Origin of the sequence: Microvirga sp. VF16, assembly GCF_016864375.1 — a bacterium.
In the GTDB taxonomy this organism is placed as follows: Bacteria; Pseudomonadota; Alphaproteobacteria; order Rhizobiales; family Beijerinckiaceae; genus Microvirga.
This window is the reverse complement of sequence record NZ_CP069356.1, coordinates 1,263,565-1,289,151: the sequence shown is the minus strand read 5'-3', so window position 1 is coordinate 1,289,151 and position 25,587 is coordinate 1,263,565. Positions and strand designations below refer to the sequence as shown.

Annotated in this window: 25 protein-coding genes, 5 pseudogenes and 1 other annotated feature; of the genes and pseudogenes, 21 read left to right on the top strand and 9 right to left on the bottom strand. The window is 62.9% G+C overall.

Annotated elements, in window-relative coordinates:
* Positions 1-7: 7 nt before the first annotated feature.
* Positions 8-1,063: pseudogene (locus tag JO965_RS38615) on the top strand (MFS transporter); the annotation flags it as partial.
* A gap of 11 nt (positions 1,064-1,074) precedes the next feature.
* Complete coding sequence (locus JO965_RS38610; protein WP_203446050.1) at positions 1,075-1,794, top strand: hypothetical protein; 720 nt, start codon at positions 1,075-1,077, stop codon at positions 1,792-1,794.
* A 61-nt stretch (positions 1,795-1,855) separates the two neighbouring features.
* On the opposite strand, the gene JO965_RS38605 is transcribed toward JO965_RS38610, so the two are convergent.
* The gene (locus JO965_RS38605) at positions 1,856-2,305 is read right to left on the bottom strand and encodes a MaoC family dehydratase (RefSeq protein ID WP_246777209.1); all 450 of its coding nucleotides are present in this window, start codon (positions 2,303-2,305) and stop codon (positions 1,856-1,858) included.
* Positions 2,306-2,376: 71 nt separating this feature from the next.
* Here JO965_RS38605 and JO965_RS38600 point away from each other — a divergent pair.
* Positions 2,377-3,305: pseudogene (locus JO965_RS38600) on the top strand (IS3 family transposase); the annotation flags it as partial.
* Positions 2,658-2,774: a sequence feature (AL1L pseudoknot), on the top strand. Its footprint overlaps the pseudogene before it by 117 nt.
* A 7-nt stretch (positions 3,306-3,312) precedes the next feature.
* On the opposite strand, the pseudogene JO965_RS38595 reads toward JO965_RS38600, so the two are convergent.
* A pseudogene (locus JO965_RS38595) lies at positions 3,313-3,642 on the bottom strand (IS30 family transposase); the annotation flags it as partial.
* Positions 3,643-3,667: 25 nt separating this feature from the next.
* The gene (locus JO965_RS38590) at positions 3,668-4,264 is read right to left on the bottom strand and encodes a TetR/AcrR family transcriptional regulator (RefSeq protein ID WP_203446048.1); all 597 of its coding nucleotides are present in this window, start codon (positions 4,262-4,264) and stop codon (positions 3,668-3,670) included.
* Positions 4,265-4,341: 77 nt separating this feature from the next.
* Here JO965_RS38590 and JO965_RS38585 point away from each other — a divergent pair, with 77 nt between their 5' ends.
* Together JO965_RS38585 and JO965_RS38580 are read left to right on the top strand one after the other, a co-directional pair.
* Positions 4,342-5,532: an acetyl-CoA C-acyltransferase gene (locus JO965_RS38585; protein ID WP_203446047.1), complete on the top strand. Its 1,191-nt coding sequence runs from the start codon at positions 4,342-4,344 to the stop codon at positions 5,530-5,532.
* A 51-nt stretch (positions 5,533-5,583) separates the two neighbouring features.
* Entirely contained in the window at positions 5,584-6,414 is an 831-nt protein-coding gene (locus tag JO965_RS38580) for an SDR family oxidoreductase (protein ID WP_203446046.1), read from the top strand.
* 543 nt (positions 6,415-6,957) lie between these two features.
* Here JO965_RS38580 and JO965_RS38575 read toward each other — a convergent pair.
* Positions 6,958-7,854 carry a LysR family transcriptional regulator gene (locus JO965_RS38575; RefSeq protein WP_203446045.1) on the bottom strand — a complete coding sequence of 299 codons (897 nt, stop codon included), beginning with the start codon at positions 7,852-7,854 and terminating at the stop codon, positions 6,958-6,960.
* A gap of 191 nt (positions 7,855-8,045) precedes the next feature.
* Here JO965_RS38575 and JO965_RS38570 point away from each other — a divergent pair, with 191 nt between their 5' ends.
* From JO965_RS38570 to JO965_RS38560, 3 genes are all read left to right on the top strand, one after another.
* Entirely contained in the window at positions 8,046-9,374 is a 1,329-nt protein-coding gene (locus JO965_RS38570; protein ID WP_203446044.1) for an epoxide hydrolase family protein, read from the top strand.
* A gap of 80 nt (positions 9,375-9,454) precedes the next feature.
* Entirely contained in the window at positions 9,455-9,931 is a 477-nt protein-coding gene (locus JO965_RS38565) for a DUF6130 family protein (RefSeq protein ID WP_203446043.1), read from the top strand.
* Positions 9,932-10,023: 92 nt separating this feature from the next.
* Positions 10,024-10,785 (top strand): SDR family oxidoreductase, encoded by a 762-nt coding sequence (locus tag JO965_RS38560; protein ID WP_203446042.1) that lies wholly within the window; start codon positions 10,024-10,026, stop codon positions 10,783-10,785.
* A 280-nt stretch (positions 10,786-11,065) separates the two neighbouring features.
* On the opposite strand, the gene JO965_RS38555 is transcribed toward JO965_RS38560, so the two are convergent.
* Entirely contained in the window at positions 11,066-11,974 is a 909-nt protein-coding gene (locus tag JO965_RS38555; RefSeq protein WP_203446041.1) for a LysR family transcriptional regulator, read from the bottom strand.
* Between the two features lie 156 nt (positions 11,975-12,130).
* Between JO965_RS38555 and JO965_RS38550 the strand changes: the two genes are divergently transcribed.
* The 13 genes and pseudogenes from JO965_RS38550 (at position 12,131) to JO965_RS38490 (ending at position 22,612) form a co-directional block, all read left to right on the top strand.
* Positions 12,131-12,556 carry a hypothetical protein gene (locus JO965_RS38550; protein ID WP_203446040.1) on the top strand — a complete coding sequence of 142 codons (426 nt, stop codon included), beginning with the start codon at positions 12,131-12,133 and terminating at the stop codon, positions 12,554-12,556.
* Entirely contained in the window at positions 12,553-13,560 is a 1,008-nt protein-coding gene (locus JO965_RS38545) for a DMT family transporter (RefSeq protein WP_203446039.1), read from the top strand. The genes JO965_RS38550 and JO965_RS38545 overlap by 4 nt, the downstream gene beginning before the upstream one ends.
* Before the next feature lie 77 nt (positions 13,561-13,637).
* Complete coding sequence (locus tag JO965_RS38540; RefSeq protein WP_203446038.1) at positions 13,638-14,084, top strand: tautomerase family protein; 447 nt, start codon at positions 13,638-13,640, stop codon at positions 14,082-14,084.
* Between the two features lie 132 nt (positions 14,085-14,216).
* A pseudogene (locus tag JO965_RS38535) lies at positions 14,217-14,288 on the top strand (IS6 family transposase); the annotation flags it as partial.
* 485 nt (positions 14,289-14,773) lie between these two features.
* Positions 14,774-15,043 carry a hypothetical protein gene (locus tag JO965_RS38530; protein WP_203446037.1) on the top strand — a complete coding sequence of 90 codons (270 nt, stop codon included), beginning with the start codon at positions 14,774-14,776 and terminating at the stop codon, positions 15,041-15,043.
* A gap of 49 nt (positions 15,044-15,092) precedes the next feature.
* Positions 15,093-15,278 carry a hypothetical protein gene (locus JO965_RS38525; RefSeq protein WP_203446036.1) on the top strand — a complete coding sequence of 62 codons (186 nt, stop codon included), beginning with the start codon at positions 15,093-15,095 and terminating at the stop codon, positions 15,276-15,278.
* Between the two features lie 424 nt (positions 15,279-15,702).
* Entirely contained in the window at positions 15,703-16,695 is a 993-nt protein-coding gene (locus JO965_RS38520; protein ID WP_203446035.1) for an MBL fold metallo-hydrolase, read from the top strand.
* 61 nt (positions 16,696-16,756) lie between these two features.
* Positions 16,757-16,987, top strand: a complete 231-nt coding sequence (locus JO965_RS38515) for a bacterioferritin-associated ferredoxin (RefSeq protein ID WP_203446034.1) — start codon at positions 16,757-16,759, stop codon at positions 16,985-16,987.
* Between the two features lie 833 nt (positions 16,988-17,820).
* Positions 17,821-19,032 (top strand): macrolide family glycosyltransferase, encoded by a 1,212-nt coding sequence (locus JO965_RS38510; RefSeq protein ID WP_203446033.1) that lies wholly within the window; start codon positions 17,821-17,823, stop codon positions 19,030-19,032.
* Between the two features lie 3 nt (positions 19,033-19,035).
* The gene (locus JO965_RS38505) at positions 19,036-19,548 is read left to right on the top strand and encodes a hypothetical protein (RefSeq protein ID WP_203446032.1); all 513 of its coding nucleotides are present in this window, start codon (positions 19,036-19,038) and stop codon (positions 19,546-19,548) included.
* Positions 19,545-20,492, top strand: coding sequence for a hypothetical protein (locus JO965_RS38500; RefSeq protein WP_203446031.1), 948 nt, complete (start codon positions 19,545-19,547; stop codon positions 20,490-20,492). The genes JO965_RS38505 and JO965_RS38500 overlap by 4 nt, the downstream gene beginning before the upstream one ends.
* Positions 20,493-20,800: 308 nt before the next feature.
* Positions 20,801-21,934 (top strand): alpha/beta hydrolase, encoded by a 1,134-nt coding sequence (locus tag JO965_RS38495; protein WP_246777136.1) that lies wholly within the window; start codon positions 20,801-20,803, stop codon positions 21,932-21,934.
* 75 nt (positions 21,935-22,009) lie between these two features.
* A pseudogene (locus JO965_RS38490) lies at positions 22,010-22,612 on the top strand (DUF2585 domain-containing protein).
* On the opposite strand, the gene JO965_RS38485 reads toward JO965_RS38490, so the two are convergent.
* The 4 genes from JO965_RS38485 to JO965_RS38470 all read right to left on the bottom strand — a co-directional run bounded on the left by JO965_RS38485 (position 22,587) and on the right by JO965_RS38470 (position 25,578).
* Entirely contained in the window at positions 22,587-23,249 is a 663-nt protein-coding gene (locus tag JO965_RS38485) for a L,D-transpeptidase (RefSeq protein ID WP_246777208.1), read from the bottom strand. The pseudogene JO965_RS38490 and the gene JO965_RS38485 overlap by 26 nt on opposite strands.
* 132 nt (positions 23,250-23,381) lie before the next feature.
* The gene (locus tag JO965_RS38480) at positions 23,382-24,308 is read right to left on the bottom strand and encodes a LysR family transcriptional regulator (RefSeq protein ID WP_203446029.1); all 927 of its coding nucleotides are present in this window, start codon (positions 24,306-24,308) and stop codon (positions 23,382-23,384) included.
* A 180-nt stretch (positions 24,309-24,488) separates the two neighbouring features.
* On the bottom strand, positions 24,489-24,938 hold the full coding sequence (locus JO965_RS38475) for a hypothetical protein (protein ID WP_203446028.1): 450 nt from the start codon (positions 24,936-24,938) through the stop codon (positions 24,489-24,491).
* Positions 24,925-25,578 (bottom strand): TetR/AcrR family transcriptional regulator, encoded by a 654-nt coding sequence (locus tag JO965_RS38470; protein ID WP_203446027.1) that lies wholly within the window; start codon positions 25,576-25,578, stop codon positions 24,925-24,927. Before JO965_RS38470 ends, JO965_RS38475 begins: the two co-directional genes overlap by 14 nt.
* Positions 25,579-25,587: the final 9 nt, after the last annotated feature.

Below are 25,587 nucleotides of genomic sequence, written 5' to 3'. Positions count from 1 at the left end.
CAGTGTCATCTTCTTCATCAACTTGCCGCCCAGTGCCGTCATGGTCGTGGCGCTCTTCCTCACCCTTGAGCGCCAGCCGATGCAGCTGTCGCTTCTGAAGGAGGGTGACTGGGCCGGCATCATCACCATGGCCATCGGCCTATCGGCGCTGCAGACGGTTCTCGAGGAAGGCAATAAGGATGACTGGTTCGCCTCACCGTTCATCGTTCGGCTCGCCATACTTGCCGCTGTCTTCCTGGCTGCCTTTGTGGCGATCGAGCTCACAGTCAGGAAGCCGCTCATCAACCTGCGGCTCCTGACACGCCGCAACTTTGGCGCCGGCGTGCTTGTGCAGGTCCTCGTCGGTTTTGCACTGTTCGGCACGGTCTATATCCTGCCGCAGTATTTGGGCCAGGTGCAGCACTACAATGCCGAGCAGATTGGCAACGTGCTCGCCTGGACAGGACTGCCGCAGCTCCTTCTGATTCCGCTCGTGCCGATTCTCATGAAGCGCTTCGAGCCTCGCTACATCACGTTCGTCGGACTTGGCTTGTTCGCGGCGAGCTGCTTCATGAACACGACGCTGTCGCCGGATACGGCCGGTGACCAGCTCTGGGTTCCGAATATCGTGCGGGCAATCGGCCAGGCTCTGGTGCTGACGCCGATCAGCGCGATTACCACGTCCGGCATTGCACCGAGCGAAGCCGGCGCGGCCTCGGGCCTGTCGAACATGTTGCGCAATCTCGGCGGCGCAGTCGGGACCGCCATCCTTGGCACGATCCTGACCAAACGCGAGCAGTTCCACTCGAACATCATCGGTCAGACGGTGACGCTCTACCGTGAGGAGGTGCGTCAGAGGATCGCCGATCTGACGCAGTACTTCCTGTCGCATGGTGTCTCCGATGCGGCCGCAGCGCAGCACAAGGCGCTTGCAGCCCTCGGCTCCTCCATGCGGCGGCAGGCCCTCATCATGGGCTTCAGTGACACTTACGCCGTCCTCGGCGTGGTGCTGGCGCTGGCCGCCCTGGTGTTGCTGTTCACACGCAAGGTGAAAGGCGCCAGCGATGCCGGCGGCGCTCAGTAAGGACGATCACAATGAACATGTTTCTTGCAGAAATCATTGAGGCTCACGGCGGTCTTGATCGCTGGCGATCGTTCACCCTTGGGGAGGCAACGATCATCACGGGCGGCGGCCTCTGGGGCCTCAAGGGCCTGATCCAGGATCCGAACCCGCGGCGCATGACGGTGTCTCTTCATGAGGAACGCGCCTCGCTCAAGCCATTCGGCGACCTTGACTGGCATACGGAGTTCACACCCGAGCGGATCGCCATCGTTCGGAGCGACGGCTCGATTGTGAGGGAACGTACCCACCCAAGAGCGTCGTTTGCCGGTCATGGCCTCGACACGCCCTGGGACCCGCTGCACCGGGCCTACTTCAACGGATATGCCATGTGGACCTATCTCACGACCCCGTTCCTGTTCAGGATGGCGGGGGTCCGGGTCCAGGAGGTTGAACCCTGGGCCGAAGGGAGCAGGACCTGGCGCGTTCTGCGGGTTGAGTTTCCGGACTCTATCGCCACGCACAGCCGCGTTCAGGACTTCTATTTTGGAGAGGACCTGTCCCTGCGCCGGCATGACTACACCGTCGATGTCGCCGGCGGGTTTGCCGCGGCGCAGATCGTCCACGACTACATCGAGGCCGATGGGATTCGCCTGCCCAGCAAGCGGCGGGCCTATCTGCGCGGGCCTGACCACAGACCCAACCTGGATGTCCTGCTGGTTTCGATTGATGTCAGCGAAGTCCGGTTTACCTAGACTCTCGTATGGCTCGACGGCAGCTATGATCGCCGAACTGACTGGCAATGCCATATGACACTCAGGGCGCAGCAGTGGATGAGCTCCGCGGAACCACAAGCTTCGAGGTGAGTACCTGAACGATTTCGCCCCGCTGATTTCGGGTCTCGCTGCGCAAAATCACGATGCCCCGGTCCGGTTTAGAGCGGGACGGGATGATCTCCATGACCTCACTGACGACATGGAGTTCGTCGCCGGGACGGGTCGGCTTCGGCCACGCGATCTCGCCCCCCGCGCCGACAAGGCCGCCGGCGATGGGTGCGCCGCCGTTCACGAGCATGCGCATCGTGAGAGCGGCCGTATGCCAGCCGCTGGCCGCGAGGCCGGCAAAGAGCGACCGGGCTGCAGCCTCCTCATCGAGGTGAAACGGTTGCGGGTCGAACTCCGCCGCGAAGTGTTTGATCTGCGCGGCATCCAGCCTGTGGGATGCGCTGGTGAAGGTTTGGCCGACGTGCAGGTCGTCAAGAAACAGATGCTCTCGTTTCTGGCTGTTTGAACCGCGCCGGGATTCCCGGAGGCTCCAACTCCTGACAGGATGGAGCCATGACGAAGCGAACACCCCCATATTCACCAGAGGTCCGCGAGCGCGCGGTCCGGATGGTTTTCGATCACCGCGACGAGTACGCCTCGCAGTATGAGGCGATCCTGTCGATTGCGGCCAAGATCGGCTGCTCGCGTGAGACGCTGCGGCACTGGGTGCGGCAAGCGGAGCGCGAGCAGGGCCTGCGCCCCGGGCCGACGAGCGCGGACCAGGAGCGCATCAAGGCGCTCGAGCGGGAGGTGCGCGAACTGCGCCAGGCCAATGAGATCCTGCGCAAGGCCAGTGCGTATTTTGCCCAGGCGGAGCTCGACCGCCGCTCCAAGCCATGAAGGCGTTTATCGACGAGCATCGTGAGATCTACGGGGTCGAGCCGATCTGCCGTGTGCTGCCGATCGCCCCGTCGACCTACCATGAGCACGCCGCCCGCAAGGCCAATCCCGACCGCAGGCCGGCCCGCGAGCGCCGGGACATCGACCTGTGCCAAGAGATCCGCCGGGTCTTCGCGGCGAACTTCGGCGTCTATGGGGTTCGCAAGGTCTGGCGCCAGATGCAGCGTGAGGGCATCGATGTTGCGCGCTGCACGGTTGCCCGGCTGATGCGGCAGATGGGTCTCCAAGGGGTGGTTCGCGGCAAGAGTATCCGGACGACCGTCAGCGATGGCGCAGCCCTATGCCCGCGCGACCGGGTCAACCGGCAGTTCACGGCGCCGCGGCCGAACGCCTTGTGGGTCAGTGACTTCACCTTTGTCGCGACCTGGTCGGGCTTTGTCTATGTGGCCTTCGTAATCGACGCCTTCGCCCGCCGGATCGTGGGCTGGCTTGCGTCGCGCTCGGCCCGGGCCGAGTTCGTGCTCGATGCCCTGGAGCAGGCTCTCCATGACCGGCAGCCCTGGCGAGCCAACCTCATCCACCACAGCGATAGGGGAGCTCAAGGCGGATTCAAACGGTCGTCGCAACAGGGATTCTGTTGACCTGCCGCAGCCACTCGTCAAGCGCCTCTGCAGGGGTTTTCCAGCCCAGCGTCTTTCTCGGCCTTGAGTTGAGGACGGCCGCCACGGCAGCAATCTCCTCGGCGCTGTGCGCACTCAGATCAGTGCCTTTCGGGAATTACTGACGCAGCAGCTCGTTGGTGTTCTCGTTGGTACCACGCTGCCATGGGCTTTGCGGATCGCAGAAGTAGACCTGGACGCCCGCATCAATCTTGAGACGGGCATGCTGAGCCATCTCGGCGCCCTGATCCCAGGTCAGTGATCGGCGCAGCCCTCCCGGTCAGGCGGATTCGTGCCCGGATCCGTTACACTCCTTCGCGGGCGAGGCGCAGAGCGGCCTCTTGGCCCGAGCGCAGAATCGTCTCGGAGAGAGCAGGATCCGTCGCGACGCGGGCAAGCTGTAGCGTGCCGATCATCAGCCCGAAGATCGCATAGGCGGTTTCCGTTGCCTTCTCCTCGGGGAAGGAGGAGGGCAGTTCGGCCGCGATGGTCGCGACGATCTCACTTGCCGCATCGGCCATGATGTTGCGGGTCTTTGGATCGTTGCGGGCAATTTCGGGCGCGAGCGCGGCGACGGAGCAGCCTGCCTCCGGCTGGTCGCGGTGCACCGGGCGCAGATACCGACGCACGATGGCCTCAAGCCCGTCCTCGCCCCGCTCGCGGGCGGCCTTTGCCTCCGTGGCCCATGTCTCGCGACTGCGCGCCTGGGCGGTTGAGAGGGCCTCCCGAACGAGATCGTCCTTCGATTTGAAATGGGCATAGAAGCCGCCATGGGTCAGCCCGGCATCGGCCATCAGGCTGGCGACCCCGGTCCCCTCGATGCCCTTGGCGCGGAACCGCGCTCCCGCAATGTCGAGGACGCGTTTGCGGGTCTGCTCCTTGTGGCCCTTCTCGTAACGCATGGCCGAACTCCGTTGGATCTGGACTTTACATTACGCCCATCATGTTATATGTCAAACATCATATAAAGGAGACGCAGATGTCGTCGCATGATCCGGTCGTGATCGTTTCCGCCGTTCGCAGTCCGCTCGGACGGTTCCAGGGCAGTCTCTCGGGGCTGGGCGCCCCGAAGCTCGGCAGCCATGTCATTCGTGCTGCACTCGATCGCGCCGGGCTTTTGGCCGAAAAGGTCGACGAGGTCCTCATGGGCTGCGTGTTACCGGCCGGTCAGGGGCAGGCGCCAGCCCGCCAGGCTGCCCGCCAGGCAGGCCTGCCGGACGCAGCAGGCGCGACGACCGTCAATAAGGTCTGTGGTTCCGGCATGAAGGCGACCATGCTGGCCCATGACCTCATTCTGGCTGGCTCGGCCGGGATCGTCGTCTCCGGCGGCATGGAGTCCATGTCCAACGCGCCGTACCTTCTGGCCAAGGCACGCAGCGGCTACCGGGTCGGTCACGACCGCCTCATCGACCACATGATGATGGATGGCCTCGAGGATGCCTATGAGGGCGGGCGGCCGATGGGGGATTTCGGCGAGGCGACGGCGGAGGTCTATCAGTTCAGCCGGGCCGATCAGGACGCTTATGCAATCGAGACGCTCACCCGGGCCCGGCAGGCCATCGGGGAGGGGAGCTTTGCAGCCGAGATCGCACCGATCGTCATCACCGGGAAGACGGGCGACACGGTCATCGACACGGACGAGAACCCACTGAAGGTCTCACCGGACAAGATCCCATCCCTGAAGCCGGCCTTCCGGCTCGATGGCACGATCACGGCGGCGAGTTCCTCCGCCAATGCCGACGGGGCGGCGGCGCTCGTCCTCACGCGCCGCTCGATCGCCGAACGCGAAGGCCTCCCGGTCCTGGCAGCAATCCGGGGGCACGTGACCCATTCCCAGGACCCTGCCTGGTTCACCACGGCGCCGATTCCGGCGATCCGCAAGCTCCTCGACAAGGTGGGCTGGAGCGTCGGGGATGTCGACCTATTCGAGATCAATGAGGCTTTCGCGGTCGTCGCCATGGCAGCACAGCGGGATCTCGGCATCCCACGCGACACCCTCAACGTGAATGGCGGCGCCTGTGCGCTCGGCCATCCCATCGGCGCCACCGGCGCGCGCCTGATTGTGACCCTGCTGCATGCGCTGGAGCGCCGGGGGCTGTCCCGCGGGATCGCATCCCTGTGCATCGGCGGCGGCGAGGCAACGGCCATTGCCGTCGAGCGTCCAGCCTGAATGGGCCGTCCAATCACCCGGTTGCGTACTCTCTCATGAAAGGAATGAACCATGAGCCAAGGACAAGGAACAGCGCTGATCACCGGTGCTTCGGCCGGCATTGGGGCGGTCTATGCGGACCGGCTCGCCCAGCGCGGATACGATCTCGTTCTCGTCGCCCGCGACGCGGCGAAACTGAACGAACTCGCGTCTCGTCTGCGCGATGAGACCGGCGTGATGATCGAGGTGCTATCAGCCGATCTCGCCGACGCGAACGATCGTCGCAAGGTGGAGGCACGGCTCCAAGCCGATGACATCACGATGCTGGTCAACAATGCCGGTATCGCGGTCTCCGGTCCAACGATCAGCATGGATCCCGAGCGTCTCGATGCGATGATCCACCTCAACATGGTGGTGGCAACTCGTCTCGCTCGGGCCGTTGCATCGGGTATGGCGCAGCGGCGGAAGGGCGATATCGTGAACATCGCTTCAGTGGTTGCAATTCGAGGAGACCAGCCGGCTATCAGTGTCGGCTACGGGGCGAGCAAGGCCTATCTCCTCGCCTTCAGCGAAGGGCTCGACAGCGAGCTCTCGTCCTACGGTGTGCGCGTGCAAGCGGTGCTACCGGGAGCCACGCGCACGGAACTGTGGGCGAAGGGCGGAATCGACATCAACACCCTGCCACAGGAGGTGGTGATGGAGACGGGCGAAATGGTCGATGCCGCGCTCGCGGGCCTCGATCAGGGAGAGCGCGTCACGATTCCCTCGCTGCCGGACATTGCCGACTGGGTCGCTTTCAAGGCCGACCGCGCGGCGCTCGGTCCCAACCTGTCCCGTCGCCTACCGGCGGATCGCTACGGCAGCAGGAGTTCGGGCTTGGCTCCTCTGCCAAAGGCCTCGTGAGCGTGATGGCTGCCGGTCGGTGTCCTCATCAGCCGGCTCCTCGTCGCGGTGATGGAGGCCGCAGAGTTGTTGCTCACCATTGGCAGACTATCGGCCCTACTTCACCTGGCAGAATAATATGAGGGATGGGCTGTGAAGTCAGGATCTACGAATGGCTGTTTCTGGCACGGGGCTGACCTGGGCCGAACTTTTGCAAGAGCAGAGTGAAGCGGACCTTCGCATGGGCTCGCATAAAGGCTCGGTTTGACCTGCTGCTGACATTCAGCCATTTCCGCTCAGCCGCTCGATGCGCATCATCCCGCAGCCGGGGGCGCGTCGGAAGGGCTGTGGTTGAACCAGTATACAACCAGACCGCCTGATTGATGATCTCGGCCGGGCAGCGGAAGCTGCGGTAAGGGTTTCATGTCGTGCTCATGCCCAGGACCTGCCACAGACCCGAACTCTGGCCAATCTGACAGTACCCGCAGAGCCGTGAGATCCCGATGTTGGACTGATTTGATCTCGACCTACGAAGCACGTCTTCGCATCAACCATCAGTACTGGCTATGCGCCAAGCCGTTTCCTCAGACGTGGGACCGAAAAGTCCAGGAAGGCGCGCAGTTTCAGTGGCACCTGCCGTTGGCTCGGATAGATGAAGCTGACCGGGATGGGAGAGGGCTCATACGTCTCAAGCAGTGTCACGAGCGCACCTAAGTTGACCAACTCGTCGATCTGATAGGACAACACCCGGGCAATGCCGACCCCGGCGGTTGCGGCGCTCACCGCCGCCTCGACCGAGTTCACGACGAGCCGGGATAGGATCGGAACAATCTGCGGGACTCCCACCGAATGGAAATCCCAATTGCTCCCAAGCACCAAGTCTTCGTATGCCACACAGTCGTGCGCGGCCAGATCGGATGGTGTCTTTGGCACACCTCGTATTTTCAAATAGCCTGGGCTGGCGCACAGCACTTGGCGTATCGACGCAACACGCACAGCAATCATGCTGCTGTCGGGCAGTTCGCCGACGCGCAGCGCGAGATCGACATTCTCCTCGAGCAGATTGACATTCCGATCGTTCAAGAGCACGCGCATGTGAATGTCCGGATAGGTACGCAGGAATTCCGCGACGACGGGCACGACGTGGACGCGTCCCATGACTTGCGACACGCTGATGGTCAGTTCTCCCCGGGGGGTCAGGTACTCTCCGGCAGCCGTGCGTTCGGCCTCCGCAATGTCTTCCATGATCCGCCGGCATGAGGCGACGTAGCTGCGCCCAGCGTCGGTCAGTGTCAGTTTGCGGTGGCCACGCAGCAGCAAGCGGATGTTCAGGTGCTCCTCCAGCTCCGAGACCCGTCTGCTGACCGTCGCCAGGGGAAGGCGGAGCTGGCGGCTGGCGGCGGATAGGCTCCCCGTGTCGACTGCGGCAAGCAGGACGGTCATGGCGTCAAGGCGGTCCATAGCCTTTCACCCAGTGAAAGGATGCCTCCCAAGTTTACCGTCTGATCTCCCAAACGGGAACGGCCTATCGTCTGCGCGTCGGCTCTGAAAGCCGGCAAATCCCAGCGCCGCGTGAAGGAGACAATGCAGTCCCCGGTCTTCGTGGATCGAAGCCTGGGACGAGACTCGCTTGGAACAAAGGAACGAAATCGATGCGCAAGGAAATCTTTGCTACCGCGTTTGCCGCTCTGTCATCCAGTGTCGTCTTTGCCCATGCCGAACCCGTGTCTGCCGGATCATCCGTCAGCGGGGCCGTCACCATCGCGCCGACCAGCAAAGCCGACGCAATCCTCCCCTTCCGCGTCCACGTGCCGGATGCGGACCTTGCCGACCTGAAGCGGCGCCTCGCGGCGACCCGCTGGCCCGACAAGGAGACCGTCTCGGATCGTTCGCAGGGCGCGCAGCTCGCGAACCTCCAAGAGCTCGTGCGCCATTGGGCCACGGATTACGATTGGCGGAAGGGCGAGTCTAAGCTCAATGCGTACCCGCAGTTCATGACGAACCTTGATGGTGTGGACATCCATTTCATCCACGTCCGCTCGCGCCACCCGAACGCGATGCCGCTGATCGTCACCCACGGTTGGCCCGGCTCGGTCTTCGAGCAGATCAAGATCATCGCTCCGCTCACCGACCCAACCGCGTTCGGCGGGCGGGCCGAGGATGCCTTCGACGTGGTGATCCCGTCCCTGCCGGGCTACGGCTTCTCGTCGCGCCCCACCGAGACCGGATGGGGCGTGGAGCGCATCGGCCGTGCCTGGGACGTGCTGATGAAGCGGTTGGGGTACACGCGCTACGTTGCCCAGGGCGGCGATTGGGGAGCCGGCGTCGTCGAGGCGATGGCGCGGCAGGCGCCAACGGGACTGCTCGCCGTCCACACGAACCTGCCGGCGGTGTTCCCGCCCGACGCTGCCGAGGTGATCGCCAGCGGCGGGCCCGCACCGGCGGGACTCTCCGCGAAGGAGCGCGCGGAATTCGATGCCATGCAGACATTCATCAAGACCGGGGGCTGGGGCTACCTGACGATGATGAGTGCGCGACCGCAGGCCGTCGGTTACGGCCTGACGGACTCGCCCGCCGGTCTGGCGGGATGGATGCTCGTCCACGGCGGGTTCGGCAAGTGGACCTACGGCAAGGATCCCGAACAGCGGCCGACTCCGGACGAGGTGCTGGACAACTTCTCACTGCATTGGCTGACCAACACCGTATCCTCTGGAGCAAGGCTCTACTGGGAGAATCGCGATCAGAACCTCATCAGCGCGGCTGCGCAGAAGACCGATGAGATCACGGTCCCGGTGGCGATCACGACATTCCCGGACGACGATCTCTTTCGGGCGCCTGAAACGTGGGCGCGCCGCGCCTTCCCCAGCCTGATCTACTTCCACGACGCCGAAAGGGGCGGGCACTTCCCCGCCTGGGAGGAGCCGGTGATCTTCACCCGCGAGCTCAGGGCGGCGTTCAAGCCGTTGCGCGAACCGAACTGAGACGAGCGTGCGGTAAGCAGTTGCCGCTCCGCTCTTTCCCGACAGGCAGGCCCGAACATCGAAACCGGAGGAGATTGCAAATGACCATGCCCACGAACACCCTTGCCGCTATCGCGGCTGGAACGCTACTCGCCACGACCGCCTTCGCCCAGAGCGCGAGGGACGTCCGCGGCGCTACGCCTTACTTGTCCGTCGAGAACGAACCCGCACCCAGACTGATCGTGGATCCGCCTCTCGCCGAAGGATTGGCCCAAGGCGTTTTCTGGGCCCAGTACCGGGTGGAGAACTTGCGCATCGTGCCCGTGTTTGGGGCAGGCGCCCTCCAGGCATCTCCACGGATTGGCCACCTGCACGTCATCGTCGACGACCTGCCCTGGTGGTGGGCCGATGCGAGTGACAACAACACGATCGACATCGCCGGGCTGCCGCCCGGCAAGCACAAGGTGAAGATCGCGCTGGTCGACGCCAACCACCACGTCATCCCCGGCCAAGTGGTGACGGTGCCGTTCACCGTGCCCGCCTCGGCGAAACCCGCTCACGAGCATCACGACGATTAGCCTCCGTGCGCAGCGCCAGCAGGCGCTGCGCACGGAGGCGGAACGCAGAAGGAAACCATGTCATGCCCAACGACGAGGAAGGAGAAAGGCTCATGCTCAAGAATAAGACGGCGCTGATCACCGGTGGCGCTTCGGGAATCGGATTGGCCTCGGCGAAACTGATGTACGAGGCGGGGGCCCGTGTGGCGATCACCGGTCGCGACCAACTCAAGCTGGACAGGGCACGTGCGGCCATCGGGGATGACGTGCTCACGCTCCAGGTCGATGCCCTCTCGACGGAAAGCCTGCGCAACATGGCGGCAACGATCAAAGAAGCGTTCGGAGGCCTGGATGTGTTCTTCGCCAATGCCGGCGTGGCGTACACGACACCGTTGTCGACGACGACCGAAAGTGCGTACGACACCCTCATGGATACCAACGTGAAGTCCGTGTTCTTTTCGCTCCAGGCGGTGGAGCCGATCATGCGTGAGGGCGGATCGGTCATTCTCAATACCGCATGGCTCAACCAGGTGGGCGCCCCTGGCCGCGCTGCGCTTTCGGCGTCCAAGGCGGCGGTCCGTTCCTTCGCCCGGACATTCTCGGCAGAGCTGAGATCGCGGCGCATCCGCGTCAACGCGGTGAGCCCCGGTCTCATCGATACCCCCATTCTCAGGGATGTCGGACAGTCGGAGTTCCCCGGTCAGACGGAGACCGAATTCAAGGAGTACCTTGCCGCGGCCGCGAGACAGATCCCGTACGGCCGGCTAGGACGTCCCGAGGAAGTGGCGGCCGTCGTCCTGTTCCTGGCCAGCGACGCGTCAGGCTACATGCTGGGCTCGGAACTGGTCGTGGATGGTGGCCTCGCTGAACTGTAGGAAGGCGTAACGCCATCGGCCTTCGCGCGGACAAGGTGCGAAGGCCAGCACCGACAGAGCGGTGGTTCAGATCTTGTCGAAGGGAATTCCTTGACGCTTACAACTCGATCCATGCTCTCGCGAGAATTTCCGAGGCGGTATGTTAACTTCGCTTCCTGGTAGCACGCTCAAGATTGCTGGTATGAATCTCCGAGGACCCGCAGAGCAGGGAGGTCCTGGGTGTAGGGCTGGTTTAATCACGGGCTACGAAACCCATCTGGGCATCAACTATCAGTGCTGGCTACACGCTAATCCGCTCCCTCAGACGCGGGAGTGAAAAATCCAGGAAGGTACGTAGCTTAAGTGGCACCTTGCGTTGGTTTGGGTAGATCAGATGAGCTGGAAGGAGAGGAGGTTCATATTCTTCCAGCAATGTCACCAGCAAGCCCGACTTTAGAAAATGACTGGCCAGGTATGACGGGATCCGGGCAACTCCAGCCCCGGCGACTGCGGCGCTAGCGGCGGCCTCGACCGAATTCACGAGGAGCCGGTAGGGGATCGGGACAATCTCGAGCGTCTCTTTCGAACCGAATTCCCAATTTGACCCGCCTGTCCCGGGTATAATCGCACGGTCGTAGGCCACGCAGTCATGCGAGCCCAGGTCGGAGGGTTTCTTCGGCACACCATGGGTTTTCAGGTAAGCAGGGCTGGCACAGAGCATCCGGCGGAAATATCCCACACGCAAAGCAATCATGCTGCTGTCGTCTAGTTCGTAGACGCGGAGCGCAAGATCGACATTCTCCTCGATCAGATCCACCCTCCGATCATTCAGAAACACGCGCATGCGAATATCCGGAAAGGTGCGCAGAAATTCCTCAACGACGGGCATGACATGGACGCGCCCCATGATTTGCGACACGCTGAGGGTCAGTTCTCCCCGTGGCGTCAGGTACTCGCCGGCGGCACTGCGTTCGGCCTCCGCAATGTCTTCCATAATCCGTCGGCATGAGGCGACGTAGCTGCGCCCAGAGTCGGTCAGTGTCAGTTTGCGGCTGCCGCGCAGCAGCAGCCTGATGTTCAGGTGCTCCTCCAGTTCTGAGACCTTTCGGCTGACCGTCGCCAAAGGAAGGCCGAGCTGACGGCCAGCAGCGGAGAGGCTCCCCGCGTCGACGGCGGCCAGCAGAACGGTCATGGCTTCGAGGCGGTCCATAGCCTTTCACCCGGTGGAAGGATGCCTCCCGAGTTTACCGTCTGAACCCCCAAACCGGAACCGCCTATGGTCTGCACGTGAGCCTTAGGACGAGCTCCGTCGCGGCTCACCCATTCGACTGCCGGGACAGGAGCTTCACCGGTTACGGAGGACCACATGTCACCGTCAAACGCAGAAAAGCCCGAGCGCGTCCTGATTGCCGAGTCCAACAAGGTTTTCCGCGAGAGCCTTGCCGAGCGCCTGCGGTCGAGCGGCTTTGAGGTGGTGATATGCCTAACCGGCGAAGGCGCCTTTTCCCTCCTGAGGGATTGGATGCGTCCGATCGACTGGCTGTATGCCAGGGCGGATCTTCCCGGCCTGATTGATGGATGGATCCTGGCGGATGAGTACCACGACCACCATCCCGGTCGGGCTGCGGTGATCGCCGTTTCTGCCGAGCGTCTCTCCGGCCAGGGCCATGTCGTCCTGAGGAAACCATCCCTGGCTGCGGCACTGGACGCTATCCACGCCGTCGCCACGATGGAGAAGCCAGCCCTGTCCGCAGCTGCCGCGGAGGCGGATCCGGAGAACCTCGCTGCATGAACAAGCCTCCACTCACCAATGGGCACACGGGATCGAACCGGCCAGGCAGTGAACAGGCCGGCCATGCGCGTCGACGGCGCGTTCATGGGCGCCCTGCGGGCACAACGACGAAGCCCCCTCTCGGGGCCTACGGGGCTTTCCTCCTGCTCGGCCTGATCTGGGGTACGAATTTCATCTTTATGAAGTGGGCGTCTGCCTCGATCAGCCCGACGCAAATCGTCCTGCTGCGGGTCCTGTTCGGGTTCCTGCCGCTCTTGGTATTCGCGGTCGCGACGGGGACGCTGCACTGGCGTGACTGGCGCCACGCCCACCACTTTCTCGTGATGGCGATGCTGGCGACGGCCTTCTACTACATCGCCTTCGCCAAGGGCACGGCCCTGCTTCTGTCGAGCGTGGCCGGAATGCTGAGCGGCGCCATACCACTCTTCACCTTCGTCACCGCTGCCGTGTTCCTGCGCGAGGAGCCGCTGAATGTCCGCTCGGTTAGCGGAACGCTGCTTGGCTTCCTCGGCGTCCTCCTGATCGCACGGCCGTGGAGTCACGATATCGGCGCGGTGAACGTCGCAGGCGTCCTCTGGATGGTTGCGGGCTCGTTCAGCGTCGGCTGCTCCTTTGTGTACGCCCGGAAGTTCATCAGCCCGCTCCGGCTGCCGCCGCTGGCGCTGACCACCTACCAGATCGGGCTCGCCCTCGTAATCCTGTTGGCCACCACCGATCCCGGCGGTATTATGCAGATCTTCGGCGACATCCGCGCCTCGCTCGGCCTCATCGTTGGACTGGGTTTCCTCGGTACCAGCGTCGCTTACATCCTCTACTATTTGATCGTCGATCGGCTCGGCGCCGTGGCCGCCTCAAGCGTCACTTATATCCCGCCGGTGGTCGCGCTGGTCATCGGAGCGGTCCTCGCGGGAGAGCCGGTGCAGGCGGTTGACGTACTTGCGATGGCTACGATCCTCGTCGGCGTCGGCATTCTTCAGTCGGGCCGGACGATCGGGAAATCCTAGGAGGACTGAGCCCGTAGCCCATTGCGTCGGGCATTCTCCCTAGAAGTCTGGACATACTTCCAAATGAGGAATTGGCCATGCCGACTTACACTGTCAGAACTGCCAATCTGGCCCTTACCGAGGATCAAAAGGAGCGGATCGCGGCGGCGATTACCGCTGCTCACAACGCTCACACCGGCGCACCCGCCTATTTTGCCCAAGTTATATTCGACCCTCTCGACGCTGGCAGTCACTTCCTGGGGGGCAAGCCGAACCCGACCCCGCATGTGTTCGTGCAGGGCCTGATCCGGTCGGGCCGGGCCGTCGAGGTCAAAGCGGGCCTTATCCAGCAGATCGTGGAACAGGTCAGCGCCGTCGCCGGCCTCAGTACCGAAGATGTCTGGGTTTACCTCCAAGACATTGCCGCGACGCAGATGGTTGAGTTCGGGCGATTCCTACCGCAACCGGGCGCCGAGGATGAATGGCGAAAAGGCTTCTCGTCACAGAAGCTCGCGAGCATGGCTCGCGCTGGTATCAAGGTCTGAGGCTTCGGCTCGGGTAGACAGCCGAAACGGCATCATCAGGATGAGTGCGAGCTGATCGCGGCGGTTCATAGGTGAGGGACAAATAAGACCCACCTTTCTCGCTAGGCCCGCCACCGTTTCCCGGCTGATGTAATCAGCCATGCCGTGTGGTTGTGCTTCCGGTTCCCGCTCAGGCTTTATATGGTTGAGGAGATGGTCACTGCCTAAGACATTGCGATCAGCCATACAACCATGCAGCATTGTGGCAACTGACTGGTACGCTATCGCTTGCTGAAGGAAGTTGCACACTGGCAGTTCAGGAAGGCACGGTTACATGCGTCCGACCAAGCTCCTGATCACGACATGCAAGTCTCGATTGCCCAATCCGTCTGCTCCGCCGTGAGATCCGGCATTTCTGCAGACTCTGGACCGTGACCCAGGGGGCTCCGAACCGCTGTGAAGAAGCCTTTCAAGGTGTCCGACTCCCACTGGCCCAGAAAACTTCCTCTTCGATACCCACGGTATAGCTCCATTAATGGAGCCGGACGCTAGCTAAAGGACTGGTTTAAGTCTGGGGGCGGCTGCTAGCGAATGCCAGAAATTTGTCTCACGTCATCAAACTGTGATCCAGAATTGAGACTTTTCTCAAAAGCACTCAAAAGTAATGTTCGCAGACTGATTTAGGGGGCTCATGGAGAGGAGGACCCCACATGCGGAAAAGTTTTCAGCCTGATAGCAGCACCGAGCAACGCAACGGGGAGGACGCGGCCACTATCGGCGTGAGTGAGATCGAGGTGACGGCGCGGACTATCCTGCGAGACCGAATTGAGCGCTCACCCTGGTATCCTAATCTGTCAGAAGAAGATCGCTCCGAGCGCATTGCCCATGACGTAGAATGCTATTGGCCCACAGTGATCAATGAGGCCGCTCGCCGTCTCAATCGACAACGCGTACAGCAGACCAAGCGCAGCGGGTTCTAATACTTCACCCGGGCCTTGTGCGATGTCTTAGACACAGAGGTGTCGCGCCATGACGCACGCCGGCGAGGCTCACCGCTGGGCCGATCAACTGGATAATCTCGTCGCCCGAATTGCTCCCCGCTTTGGTCACATCGAGTCGCGCCGCTATGCCCGGGCTTATCTGCAGGATCTACTCTCGCCGCGTGACTTCTCCTACTCGGCGATCCTGCTATACGGTCGGCGAGGGGGAGAATGAAGATCTGTGAGGCAACAATGTCCCCCTGGGCCTTAGCTCTCGTTGCACTTCTTCAAATGGCTGGATCGCCATATTGCAGTGCAGTCGTCTTCCCAACTGCCCCTTAGATCCTAATGCTCCCCCATTGGCCAGCAGTCGTCGCGGCCGCCATCGCCTGGGATGCCTTGCTGGATCTGACCCCTACTAGCAAAACGAATATCAGGAGCGGCTGCTTTCCAATACATTGCCGCCGCCGGATCTCAATGAAACTCATGAAAAGGAAGCAGCTTGTCTGAATAGGATGCGGCGCTCGCCTGCGGCAGCGAGTAGGCAAACCTATCTCAAAGTGCAGGCAACCCTATCCCAACGTGCAGGTCTATCTGCTTCTTTCGATAACGGACCCTAGCAGGCTGCACGGTATCGGGGGCCCAGGACGTGCGCGATCATGGTCTCGCCACCAGAGGAGCAACAGGAGACAACCATGAACCTGCACAACACCCCACACCCCTCAGTCAAGCACTGCGCCGACAAGGTAAACGCGAGGTACATCCACGGTAGACCGGAGCACGAGTCGGTTCCGTCACGCTACGTGCTGAAGGTCGGCACGATTGACGTGACGGTGGTCAGCGATGGGGTGCTATCGCTGCCAGGCGCGATGTTGGGCCACAATGCCGACCCGGCCGTCCGGGAGGCCTGGCTGGAGGACAAGTTCCTGCCGCCGGATGTGCTCGAGTGGGCGCTGAACGTCGTCGTGGTGCGGAGCGGCGACAGGACCATCCTCATCGACGCTGGGATCGGGGCGGAGTTCCCGGACTTGAAGCGGGCCGGGCGGTTGGTCCAGCGACTGGACGACGCTGGCATCGATCTCGCATCCGTGACTGACGTGGTGCTGACCCACCTGCACATGGACCACATTGGCGGGCTGCTCGTCGACGGGGTGAAGGAAGTGCTGCGTCCGGATCTGCGGATCCATGTGGCGGCCGCCGAGGTCGAGTTCTGGGAGGCGCCCGACTTCTCCCACGTCTCCATGCCGCCGGGGTTCCCGGACGCGCTTCGAGAGTCGGCCAAGCGGTTCTTGAAGGAGTACCGCAACCAGCTGCGGCCGTTCGAGGACGAGCACGAGGTGGCGCCGGGGGTGCGCGTCCAACGCACCGGCGGCCATACCCCCGGGCACAGCGTGGTCCGGCTGGCGTCCGGCGGCGACCGGCTGACGTTCGCCGGCGACGCCGTGTTCGCGGTCGGGTTCGAGCACCCCGACTGGTACAACGGCTTCGAACATGACCCCGAGGAGGCGGCCCGCGTCCGGGTCCGTCTGCTGCGGGAGCTGGCGGCGAACCGTGAGTCGCTGTTGGCCACTCACCTGTCGTTCCCGTCCGTTTGCCATGTGGCGGTTGATGGCGACGTCTTTCGTTGGGTACCGGGCCCCTGGGAGTACTAAACGCTTGTTGGGTTAGGGCCGAACCAGCCTAGATGAGGGCGCCGCGGAGAACCATCGCGCCATGATCGTCTGTTCGTGCAATATGTTGAGCGATCAGGATGTGCGCTCCGCCGTCGCGGCGGAGGCGCCGCGCTCGACCAGCCAGGTCTATGGCTGTCTCGGCTGCCGCGCCCAGTGCGGTCGCTGTGCGCGCACCATCCGCCGCCTCATGGACACGGCGCTCGGTCCTCGCAGTCGTGACTCGGCCGCCGCCGACCGGCCTTCGGGGAGTATTGACCGCTTGTTGAGCTAGGGCCGAGCTAGACAACAATGCGTTTGAACAACCGGTCGATCGCTGCCTCGTACGACAACGCCCGTATTGCGGTGTCGTACGAGTTCGCCGGCTTCGGCTCCTCCACCGCGAGCGGGTCGGCCATCTCGCGCCCGCGCCGGTTCGCGAAAGGCTGTCTGCTCCACCCGTGCGGTCGCTCGCTCCAACGTCACTGAGCGGGCGGTAGGCCGGTCAGCAAAGTGCCGGGGGCGTCCGCCGCAGTCGGACGAGGACCTGGTGCAAGGAGAAAAGGAGTCTGACGCGGCCGTTTATCTCCCTGATATGGCGACACATCCACCCCACTTGGCTTCGGATGCGGAAAGCGCCTGTTCCTGGGTGACCGGTCGATGAGTAGGGGATTGGCTTGAGGTGCGCCATCCAGAATGCCAACGGGAGGGATGGTAGGTGGTTCTCTTCGGAGCACGGACGAACAATCTCGTCGAAGTCTGGCCAGCCTCTTTGGCTCGCTGGCTCTTGCTCGCCAGGCTCGTCGTTGCGCTTGGCGCCTGCGTTGCCCGGCCTGGATCCACGATCCTGGAGCCGGAAGGAGCAAAGCGTAGTGACAGCAGCGTCACCATCTTTCTTGCGACACTGCGAACGCCAGAGCCTGGATTGGGAGCTGCATTCAATAGCGTCCCATACGAGATACTTCGCTTCGCTCGGTACGTGATCTCGATCCCACCAACACACCGAACCGATGAGATCGAGTGGCCAGGTGACCCGCCTGATCCCGCCACTGATTTTGGCACGCCCGAAGCCGAGCGTCTCTCGGAGGCCGAGTTCCGATCGGTGGCGGCGGCACCCGGAGGCCGTCGATGAGCACCGTCTCGTTCCTCAACATCGGCATGCACGGGTACATCAACCCGACGCTTCCGGTCGTGGCAGAACTCGCTCGGCGTGGTCACACGGTGACCTACCACACCTCCCCCGCGTTCGCGGCCCAAATTGAGGCCGCTGGTGCGAAGGTCCAGCTCTATTCTGGGGGCGACCTGCCCCTGCCGGATCCGCCGATCCCCCTCGCGATGCTGGAACAGCTCGCACGGAGCGCCCTCGGCCTGCTGCCCGGCGTGCTCTCGGACCTCAGTGGCACCCGGCCCGACCTGATCGTGCACGGGGCAGCCTGTCCATGGGGCGCGGTAGCCGCGCGTGAGCTCGGTGTGCCGGCGGCGGCCACGTTCACCACGTTCGCGTTCAACAGGCAGGTTCCCAGCCCCACCGGCATCTCCCACGAGTTGGTGGCTGCCGCGGCGGCTCGTCCTCGCATCGGCTGGGGCTACGTCCGCGCGCGCTGGGCCCTGCACCGCGGCTACGACACCGGCGGACTGCCACTGATCGACCTGATGAACGCGCGCGAGCCGCTGAACCTGGTCTTTACCTCTAGCGCGTTCCAGCCCGGAGCCGACGCATTCGACGCCTCGTACCGGTTCGTCGGGGCGAGTGTCGGTTCCCGCCTGACCGATCCGGAGTTCGACGCCGTCCGGCTTGAGGATCCTGTGCTGTACGCGTCGCTGGGCACGGTGTTCGATGGGGGGCCCGCCCTGCTGCGGACCTTCGCGACCGCGCTGGCGCCGCTAGGTGGCACCGTTGTCGTCTCGACTGGGCACACGGAACCGGCAGACCTGGGTCCGCTGCCGGCCAACGTGCTGGCCCGCCGATCCGTGCCGCAGCTCCAAGTGCTGGACCGGGCGGCGCTCTTCGTAACGCACGGCGGCATGAACAGTGTCAATGAGGCCATGCGGGCCGGGGTGCCAACGCTCGTCGTGCCGCAGGGCGCGGACCAGCCGCTGGTGGCCCGGCGGGTCGTCGAACTCGGCGCTGGCCTCGCGCTCCGCACGGAGGATGCCACTGCGGAGACGGTGCTCGCGCTCGCCCGGAGACTGGACGAGCCGCGCTTCCGTGAGGCGGCAGCTGCACAGCGTGCCGCACAGCAGCAGGCCGGTGGCGCCCAGCGTGCGGCCGACGAACTCGAGCAATACCTCGACGCCGCGCGCGGCGGCACCGTGACCGATCGAGCACGGGGGCACTGAACCATGTCGACGACCGTCGTTGTCCTGCTGGTCCTCGCTGGACTGTCCGAGAGTGCCGGGCGGGTGCTGCCCCTGGTGGCGCGCAGACCCAACCTGTCCCCGCGGCTCGTGGCCGGGCTGATGGTGACCGGCACCGTCGTCGAGGGCACGATGATCGCGCTGTGGCCCCTCGCCGCGTGGACCATCGCCGACCTGATTCAGCCGGTCATGGCGCCTGACGCGGCTCCGCTGACCGGCACGACCGGGCTCGTCTGGACACCCGCCCTGGTCGCCCCGCTACTCCTGACCGCCGTCCTCGCGTTCCCGCTCCTTGGGCCGTTCCTGCACATCCTGCTTGTGGCCGGTGTCGGGGCAGGGCTGGCCGGTCCGCTCGCCGCGGCGTCGGGACTGGGCTGGTGGACCGCGGCCGGGTGCATCGCCGTCGCGGGGGTCGGGCTCGCCGCCACGGTCGGGGTGGTCCGGCGGCTGATCGCGAGGATCATCGCGGGCGTGCGGGAGCCGGAGGCGATCGTATGAGCGAGCTCCTCCTGCTCGTCGTCCTCCTGGCGCTCGGCCCGGTCCTGGTCGCCGAGGGCTTGCTCGCCCGCTACGAGCTGATGCTCTACACCATCGGCCGGCGCGGACCGGTCGCTACGCTCCCACCCGAGGTGCCCTACGCCAGGGGGGCCGATCCAAGGCGACCGCCGGACGCCTACGTGGTCTATCTGGACGGGATCGGCAAGCGCCGCTTCACCGATACGCGCGACGGCGGCCAATTCGTCAAGGCCGTCATCGCCGGAGCACCGGAGCTGCGCGTGCTGGGCCAGATCCAGCCCTACTCGCCCCTGGCGGACCCGCTCGTAGGGCGCCCGGTGTGGGACTGGCTCCGGCGGCACGTCGGCATCATGCTGTTCCTGCACAATGTCATGCAGACCTTTGTGGCCGCCGACCGCCGATACCGCCCGCTGTACAACCGGGCAGTGGGCGCCCAGATCGCCGACCAGCTCCGGCTCGCAGGCTACGAGCCCGCCAGTGGCATGCCGGTCGTCCTGCTCTGCTACAGCGGCGGCGCCCAGGTGGCCACCGGCGCGGTTGAGGAGCTTTTCACTCAGCTTTGCGCCCCCCTGTGGCTGATCACGCTCGGCGGTTTCCACAACGGCGCCAACGACCTCACGCATGCGCTCCACCTGTATCGGCTCACCAGCACGAAGGACTGGATCGAACGGGTGGGCATCGGACTCTTCCCCCAGCGCTGGCGCCTGTGGCGGCGCAGCGCCTGGAACCGGGCCCTGGACGCCGGGAAAATCACGGTGCACTCGCTCGATCCGGCAGCCCACATCGGCCCGCAGAGCTACATCAGCCCGACGGCACGGCTCGCCGATGGGCGCAGCTATCTCGACCGCACCACCGAGACCGTGATCGAGATCATCCGGCGCAACTGCACGACGACAATGCTCGGAAGGAGAGAAAGTAATGGATAGAGGTTGAAGCGTTCCTCGACGAGAGCTTGGTTGAGGTCTGGATCAACGAAGGTTGCGTCAAACCGCTCTCCACTTAAGCGGAGCAAATCCACTGGTTGGGCTGTGCCTAAGCCTAGGGTGGCTAGACCCAGTGCTAGGCGCACTATCGAAGCGCAAAGGATACCCTATGCTTCGGCATAGGAGAGTATCGCCTTTTGGTCGGTAGCCGGTCGCTTTCCGATATTGAAAGATGATTGTAGGAGCATTGAAACGCATGAGCGGCAGTTGCTTCAAGGCACTTGATCCAATGCCAATTGGAGGACTGGCAGGTGGTTCTTGACCGAGCAAAGACGAACCATGTCATCGCAGGCTGGTCAGCCCACGCGGTTTGCTGGATCATGGTCGCCACAATCGTGGTTGCGCTGGGCGCGTGTGTCACACGACCTGGACCCGAGGTTCTGCAGCCCGCAAGAGCGAAGTGGGGCGAGAGGAGCGTCACCATCTTTGTCGCGACCCTGCGAACGCCGGAGCCCGGATCGGGAACTGCATTCAGCAGCGGTCAATCGCAGACACTTCGCTTTGCCCGTTACGTGATCTCGATTCCACCGACCCACCAAGCTGATATGATCGAGTGGCCAAGTGATCCGCCTGATCCGATGACCGACTTCGTTACAGTCCACGCGACGCGCCTGTCCGAAGCCGAATTCCGATCCGGCATCGCCGGCACGAAAGGCGACGGGCGGCCCATCCGGCTTTTCGTACACGGATATAATAACAGCTTCCAGGAAACGGTTTATCGGCTCGCGCAGATTGCCGCGGATGCTCACGACAACCGGGTCGCGGTGCTGTTCGCTTGGCCGTCCCAGGGGAAGCCGCTGAGCTATAGCGCCGACAGAGCCGCTGCCGCAGCATCCACGGATGGCCTTGCCCGGACTATCGAAATTCTCGCTGAGGAGCCGAACGCGCGGGTCGTGTTGCTGGCTCACAGCATGGGAGGATGGCTCACAATGGAGACGCTGGCAAAAATGAGCCGCGAGCGTCGGCGAGCCGTGATCGAGCGGTTTTCGAATGTCGTGTTGGCTGCTCCTGATATCGATGTCGTCGACATGGTTCGCCAACTCGAGATCATCGGCCGGCTTCCTCGTCCACTCACCCTGCTGGTTTCGAGCGATGACAGTGCTTTAACCCTGTCTCGCATCATCACCGGTGGCCGGCGTGTCGGTGCCGACGATGTCCACGATCCATGGGTTCAGGCTGCGGCCAGGCGATACGGCGCCCGCGTGATCGACATCTCGGAGCTGACGACGACCGACAGCTTCAAACATGCACGCTTCACCGCAATGGTGGCGCTCTACTCGAAGTTTCAAGCGCAGATCGAAAACCCGCTGGCCAGACGCTACGCTGGACCCGGTGCATTCGTGTTTAGAGCCGCGACCTCGACGCTAGAGCCAGTCGACAGGTAGACGGCCAATCTGATGAGCACACTTGGAGGTGGGCGAGACAAGATGACGTCATTGCAAGGAGCACATGGTGCCGGCATCTCAGCTCCCGGGGTGGATAAGCCTTCTGGAGCCCGGACCACGCTTTATACCGCTCTTGTCCTGGGCCTGATTGGGGTCACGGCCGGGATCCTGCTCGCCATGGGCCGGACGGCGATCTGCACCTGCGGGACGATTGAGCTCTGGCACGGGACAGTCAAGGATTCGGGCAATTCCTAGCACCTGACGGACTGGTACACTCCGTCCCACATCATCCACGGTTTCTTGTTCTATGGCGGAACGTGGCTCGTTGGATCCGTGCGAGGGCGACCACTGCCGCTGGGCATAGCGCTCCTGATGGCTCTCGGGGTCGAGTGCGCATGGGAGATCGCCGAGAACACGAACACCGTCATCGACCGCTACCGGGCGACGAATATCGCTCTCAATTACTACGGTGACAGTGTCATCAACTCGGTTATGGATGTCGGCGCCATGATCCTCGGCTTTTGGCTCGCCCGTATCTGGCCCGTCTGGTTAACAGTAGCGGCTGCTCTACTCATGGAACTGATCGTCGGGTACTGGATCCGGGACAACCTCACCCTCAACATCATCATGCTGATCTATCCCATCCTGGCTATCAACCAGTGGCAAGCGGGGACTTAGCGAGCTCTATTGCAGGCAAGACGATTACTCTGCTTCCGACCGGAACACGGCGATAGAGGTCGATGATATCCTGGTTGAGGAAGCGAACGCAGCCAGAAGAGACCATCGTGCCGATTGTCCATGGCTCAACAGTGCCGTGAAGCCGGTAAAGAGTGTCCTGTCCGTCCCTATACAGATAGAGAGCCCGCGGACCCAGGGGATTTTCAGGTCCGCCCTGCAGACCGCCCGCATGTTTCGCATAGCGTTCTGGATCTCGACGGATCATATCTTGCGTTGGCGTCCAACGCGGCCATTGCACCTTTCGCCCGACCGAGGCGCTCCCCTGAAAGTTGAAAGCCTCCTCCTTGCCGACCCCAACGCCATATCGGATCGCCCGGCCTCCATCCATAACGAGATAGGCATATCGTTCGCCGGGATCGACAACCACGGTGCCGGGTCGTTCCGCCGTGGAGTAGGAAACCTCACGGCGCCAGAATCTCGGGTCAACTTGCGTGAGATCGACGTCCTGAACCGGGTATGGTTCATCATCCAAGGCAGCATACATTTGCGAATAGAAGGGATCGATTCTTGGTTCTGCTGGCTCCATTACGGCGGTTTCAGGACTTGAAACGCACCCTGTGAGCATAGCAGACCCCATCGCCAACACGGCCCGTCTCGTCAACATTGCTTGGCAGTTCCTCAAGATCGGGCTGCACGTAACGTCGAGAGGAGCCGTCAGTCTATTGCCGATGCGCTCATATGCATCATAACTGCGAGGAATAGTCAGGCTTCACGATGCCGCCGGCTGCTTGAGCGGGTCGATGCCCTCAACGGCTTTCAGGCGCGGAACCACGAACTCGGTGAATGCTCTGACGGCAGGGCGCATGAAGCGAACAGACGGGTACGCCATGAAGAGGTCATGTGACCTGATCTCATATTCGGGAAGAGTGCGGACGAGGCTGCCGCTCTCCAATTCGTCACGGACGAGTAGATGCTGGACCGGTCCAGCAACCCTGCCTGACAGGAGAGAGTTCACGATCACATTAGCGTTGTTTGTCCGAAGGTTCGCACGAACGCCTACTTCGACTTCCTTGTGACCACATTGAACGAAGAGGGTGTCGTGTGGGGATAACACCGCCGCGGTCGTCACTAAATCGATACCTGCAAGCCTGTCGAGCGTGTCGATTGGCCCGTGGCAGGTCAGAAAGGCAGGCGATGCGACCAGGATGCGCCGGACATGACCCAGGCTTCTGATGATGAGGCCCTGCCCATCGGGGCGGCCATACTTGATCCCCAGGTCATAGTTCTCGAAGACGAGATCGACAACACGATCTTCGAGAACCAGGTCGATCGAGACGGTTGGATGCCGATCCTGAAACGCCATGACGATGGAGTGAAGATGCTTGGCTCCGATGCATGTTGGCGCGTGGACCCGAAGCAGGCCCTCGATCAATCCCATATTGCGCCGCACACCTTCGAGAGCGGCCTCGATGGAGGCAAGCGCAGGCTGACATCCTTCGTAGAGCGTCAGTCCGAGCGGTGTCGGCCGGACGATACGCGAAGACCGCTCAAGCAGGCGCGCACCAACGTGGGTTTCGAGATTGCGCAAGTGCTTTGTCACGGCAGGTTGCGATACGCCGAGGTCCTTTGACGCAGCGGTCACCGAGCCGCGTTCGACGGTACGAACGAAAGCTCTGAGGGCAAGTGCCAGATCCACTCTAACTTCCTGGTTATGGCCAATCCCGAACATAACGGATCGCCCTTTGAAGCAACCCGAGAGCTCAAGTGAGAATGTTTAGGTGCCGGATCGTTGGGTCCTACGGGTCAATCCGGTGGTGAACTCTGACGGTTGAGCAGCATCGTGCTTACCCGCCCCACCGTGAGCGGCCGAACTGGCCTAATCGTGCGTCCGCAGTTCTGTGATGGCAGCAATCAAGCCGGATTGATACTTCTCCCGTAGGAGCGCCATCACATTGCTGGCACTTCTCTCCCCAACTCTCTTGACCAGAAAGCGGTCTAGGCTGTCCTGTCTGGCACGGCACCGATCAAGTGCTTGCTCTGCAAGTTGCTCTGCCGGCTGGTTCGCCTGAAGCCTGCCCTTTAGGGCAGATGCGGCACAGACCTGCCATTGATCGTTCAGAACTTTCGCCTCCTCATAGACGACGAAAGGGTCGAACTCATCCGCTTCGACAGAGGGACCGACGAGCAATGAGCCGACCAGGCATCCGGCGGCCAACGCACTACGCCAGCCATTCACTCGGGTACGAGCGAATAGACAGTTATCTGGTTGTCCGGCTAGCGGAAGAACGCGATGAGCGGGAGCCAACGGGACATCATGCATGCTCATGCGCACCAGTTGAGATGCTTGAGGCACGCAGCACCTGCTCTACCCAAGCAGCATAATCTGCCTCCGTCTGCCGGGGCTGATCAGGCATGAGGACGCCCTCCATCGCATACGCCAAACACCACCTCGCGAACTGCTCCGCTGCGGAACGGGTGTTCTGAATCTGAATGTCGCCGGGGGCCACATGAGTATCGAGGTACTCCGCGATCCGCTCGACCGTTGGGCCAAGGCTTTGGATGAGGAACTCCTCGCCCAGATTGGGGAACCGGCCAAGGGCACCGATGACCAGGCGTAGGGTAGCCACCGTCGCTGGGACTTCCAGGATCTGGAGAATTGCAATCCCAATCCGCGTCAGAGCAGAGGCTGGATTGGGATCCTCCGGGTCAGGGGATGGCAGGTCGCGTGCAAGTCGCTTTGCTTCCGCATGGATCAGCGACTTGAACATGTCATCCTTGCTGTCAAAATGGTTGTAGAGCGTGCCCTTCGAGACCCCCGCTTTAGCGGCGATCTCGTCCATGCTGGCTTCCGCATAGCCGCTCTGGAGGAAGATCTGGCGAGCGCCGTCGACGATCTGACGCCTCTTGAGGATGATCTGGAGATCAGGGGTTCGCCCGTCACCCGCGGGAGGTATGTTGTCGAGCATGATCCATCC

Excerpts from the sequence above, each read along its gene's own strand:
- JO965_RS38610 (WP_203446050.1), top strand. The coding sequence starts at position 1,075 with ATGAACATGTTTCTTGCAGAAATCATTGAGGCTCACGGCGGTCTTGAT.
- JO965_RS38590 (WP_203446048.1), bottom strand. The coding sequence starts at position 4,264 with ATGCGTTACGAGAAGGGCCACAAGGAGCAGACCCGCAAACGCGTCCTC.
- JO965_RS38585 (WP_203446047.1), top strand. The coding sequence starts at position 4,342 with ATGTCGTCGCATGATCCGGTCGTGATCGTTTCCGCCGTTCGCAGTCCG.
- JO965_RS38580 (WP_203446046.1), top strand. The coding sequence starts at position 5,584 with ATGAGCCAAGGACAAGGAACAGCGCTGATCACCGGTGCTTCGGCCGGC.
- JO965_RS38575 (WP_203446045.1), bottom strand. The coding sequence starts at position 7,854 with ATGGACCGCCTTGACGCCATGACCGTCCTGCTTGCCGCAGTCGACACG.
- JO965_RS38570 (WP_203446044.1), top strand. The coding sequence starts at position 8,046 with ATGCGCAAGGAAATCTTTGCTACCGCGTTTGCCGCTCTGTCATCCAGT.
- JO965_RS38565 (WP_203446043.1), top strand. The coding sequence starts at position 9,455 with ATGACCATGCCCACGAACACCCTTGCCGCTATCGCGGCTGGAACGCTA.
- JO965_RS38560 (WP_203446042.1), top strand. The coding sequence starts at position 10,024 with ATGCTCAAGAATAAGACGGCGCTGATCACCGGTGGCGCTTCGGGAATC.
- JO965_RS38555 (WP_203446041.1), bottom strand. The coding sequence starts at position 11,974 with ATGGACCGCCTCGAAGCCATGACCGTTCTGCTGGCCGCCGTCGACGCG.
- JO965_RS38550 (WP_203446040.1), top strand. The coding sequence starts at position 12,131 with ATGTCACCGTCAAACGCAGAAAAGCCCGAGCGCGTCCTGATTGCCGAG.
- JO965_RS38545 (WP_203446039.1), top strand. The coding sequence starts at position 12,553 with ATGAACAAGCCTCCACTCACCAATGGGCACACGGGATCGAACCGGCCA.
- JO965_RS38540 (WP_203446038.1), top strand. The coding sequence starts at position 13,638 with ATGCCGACTTACACTGTCAGAACTGCCAATCTGGCCCTTACCGAGGAT.
- JO965_RS38530 (WP_203446037.1), top strand. The coding sequence starts at position 14,774 with ATGCGGAAAAGTTTTCAGCCTGATAGCAGCACCGAGCAACGCAACGGG.
- JO965_RS38525 (WP_203446036.1), top strand. The coding sequence starts at position 15,093 with ATGACGCACGCCGGCGAGGCTCACCGCTGGGCCGATCAACTGGATAAT.
- JO965_RS38520 (WP_203446035.1), top strand. The coding sequence starts at position 15,703 with ATGGTCTCGCCACCAGAGGAGCAACAGGAGACAACCATGAACCTGCAC.
- JO965_RS38515 (WP_203446034.1), top strand. The coding sequence starts at position 16,757 with ATGATCGTCTGTTCGTGCAATATGTTGAGCGATCAGGATGTGCGCTCC.
- JO965_RS38510 (WP_203446033.1), top strand. The coding sequence starts at position 17,821 with ATGAGCACCGTCTCGTTCCTCAACATCGGCATGCACGGGTACATCAAC.
- JO965_RS38505 (WP_203446032.1), top strand. The coding sequence starts at position 19,036 with ATGTCGACGACCGTCGTTGTCCTGCTGGTCCTCGCTGGACTGTCCGAG.
- JO965_RS38500 (WP_203446031.1), top strand. The coding sequence starts at position 19,545 with ATGAGCGAGCTCCTCCTGCTCGTCGTCCTCCTGGCGCTCGGCCCGGTC.
- JO965_RS38485 (WP_246777208.1), bottom strand. The coding sequence starts at position 23,249 with ATGGGGTCTGCTATGCTCACAGGGTGCGTTTCAAGTCCTGAAACCGCC.
- JO965_RS38475 (WP_203446028.1), bottom strand. The coding sequence starts at position 24,938 with ATGAGCATGCATGATGTCCCGTTGGCTCCCGCTCATCGCGTTCTTCCG.
- JO965_RS38470 (WP_203446027.1), bottom strand. The coding sequence starts at position 25,578 with ATGCTCGACAACATACCTCCCGCGGGTGACGGGCGAACCCCTGATCTC.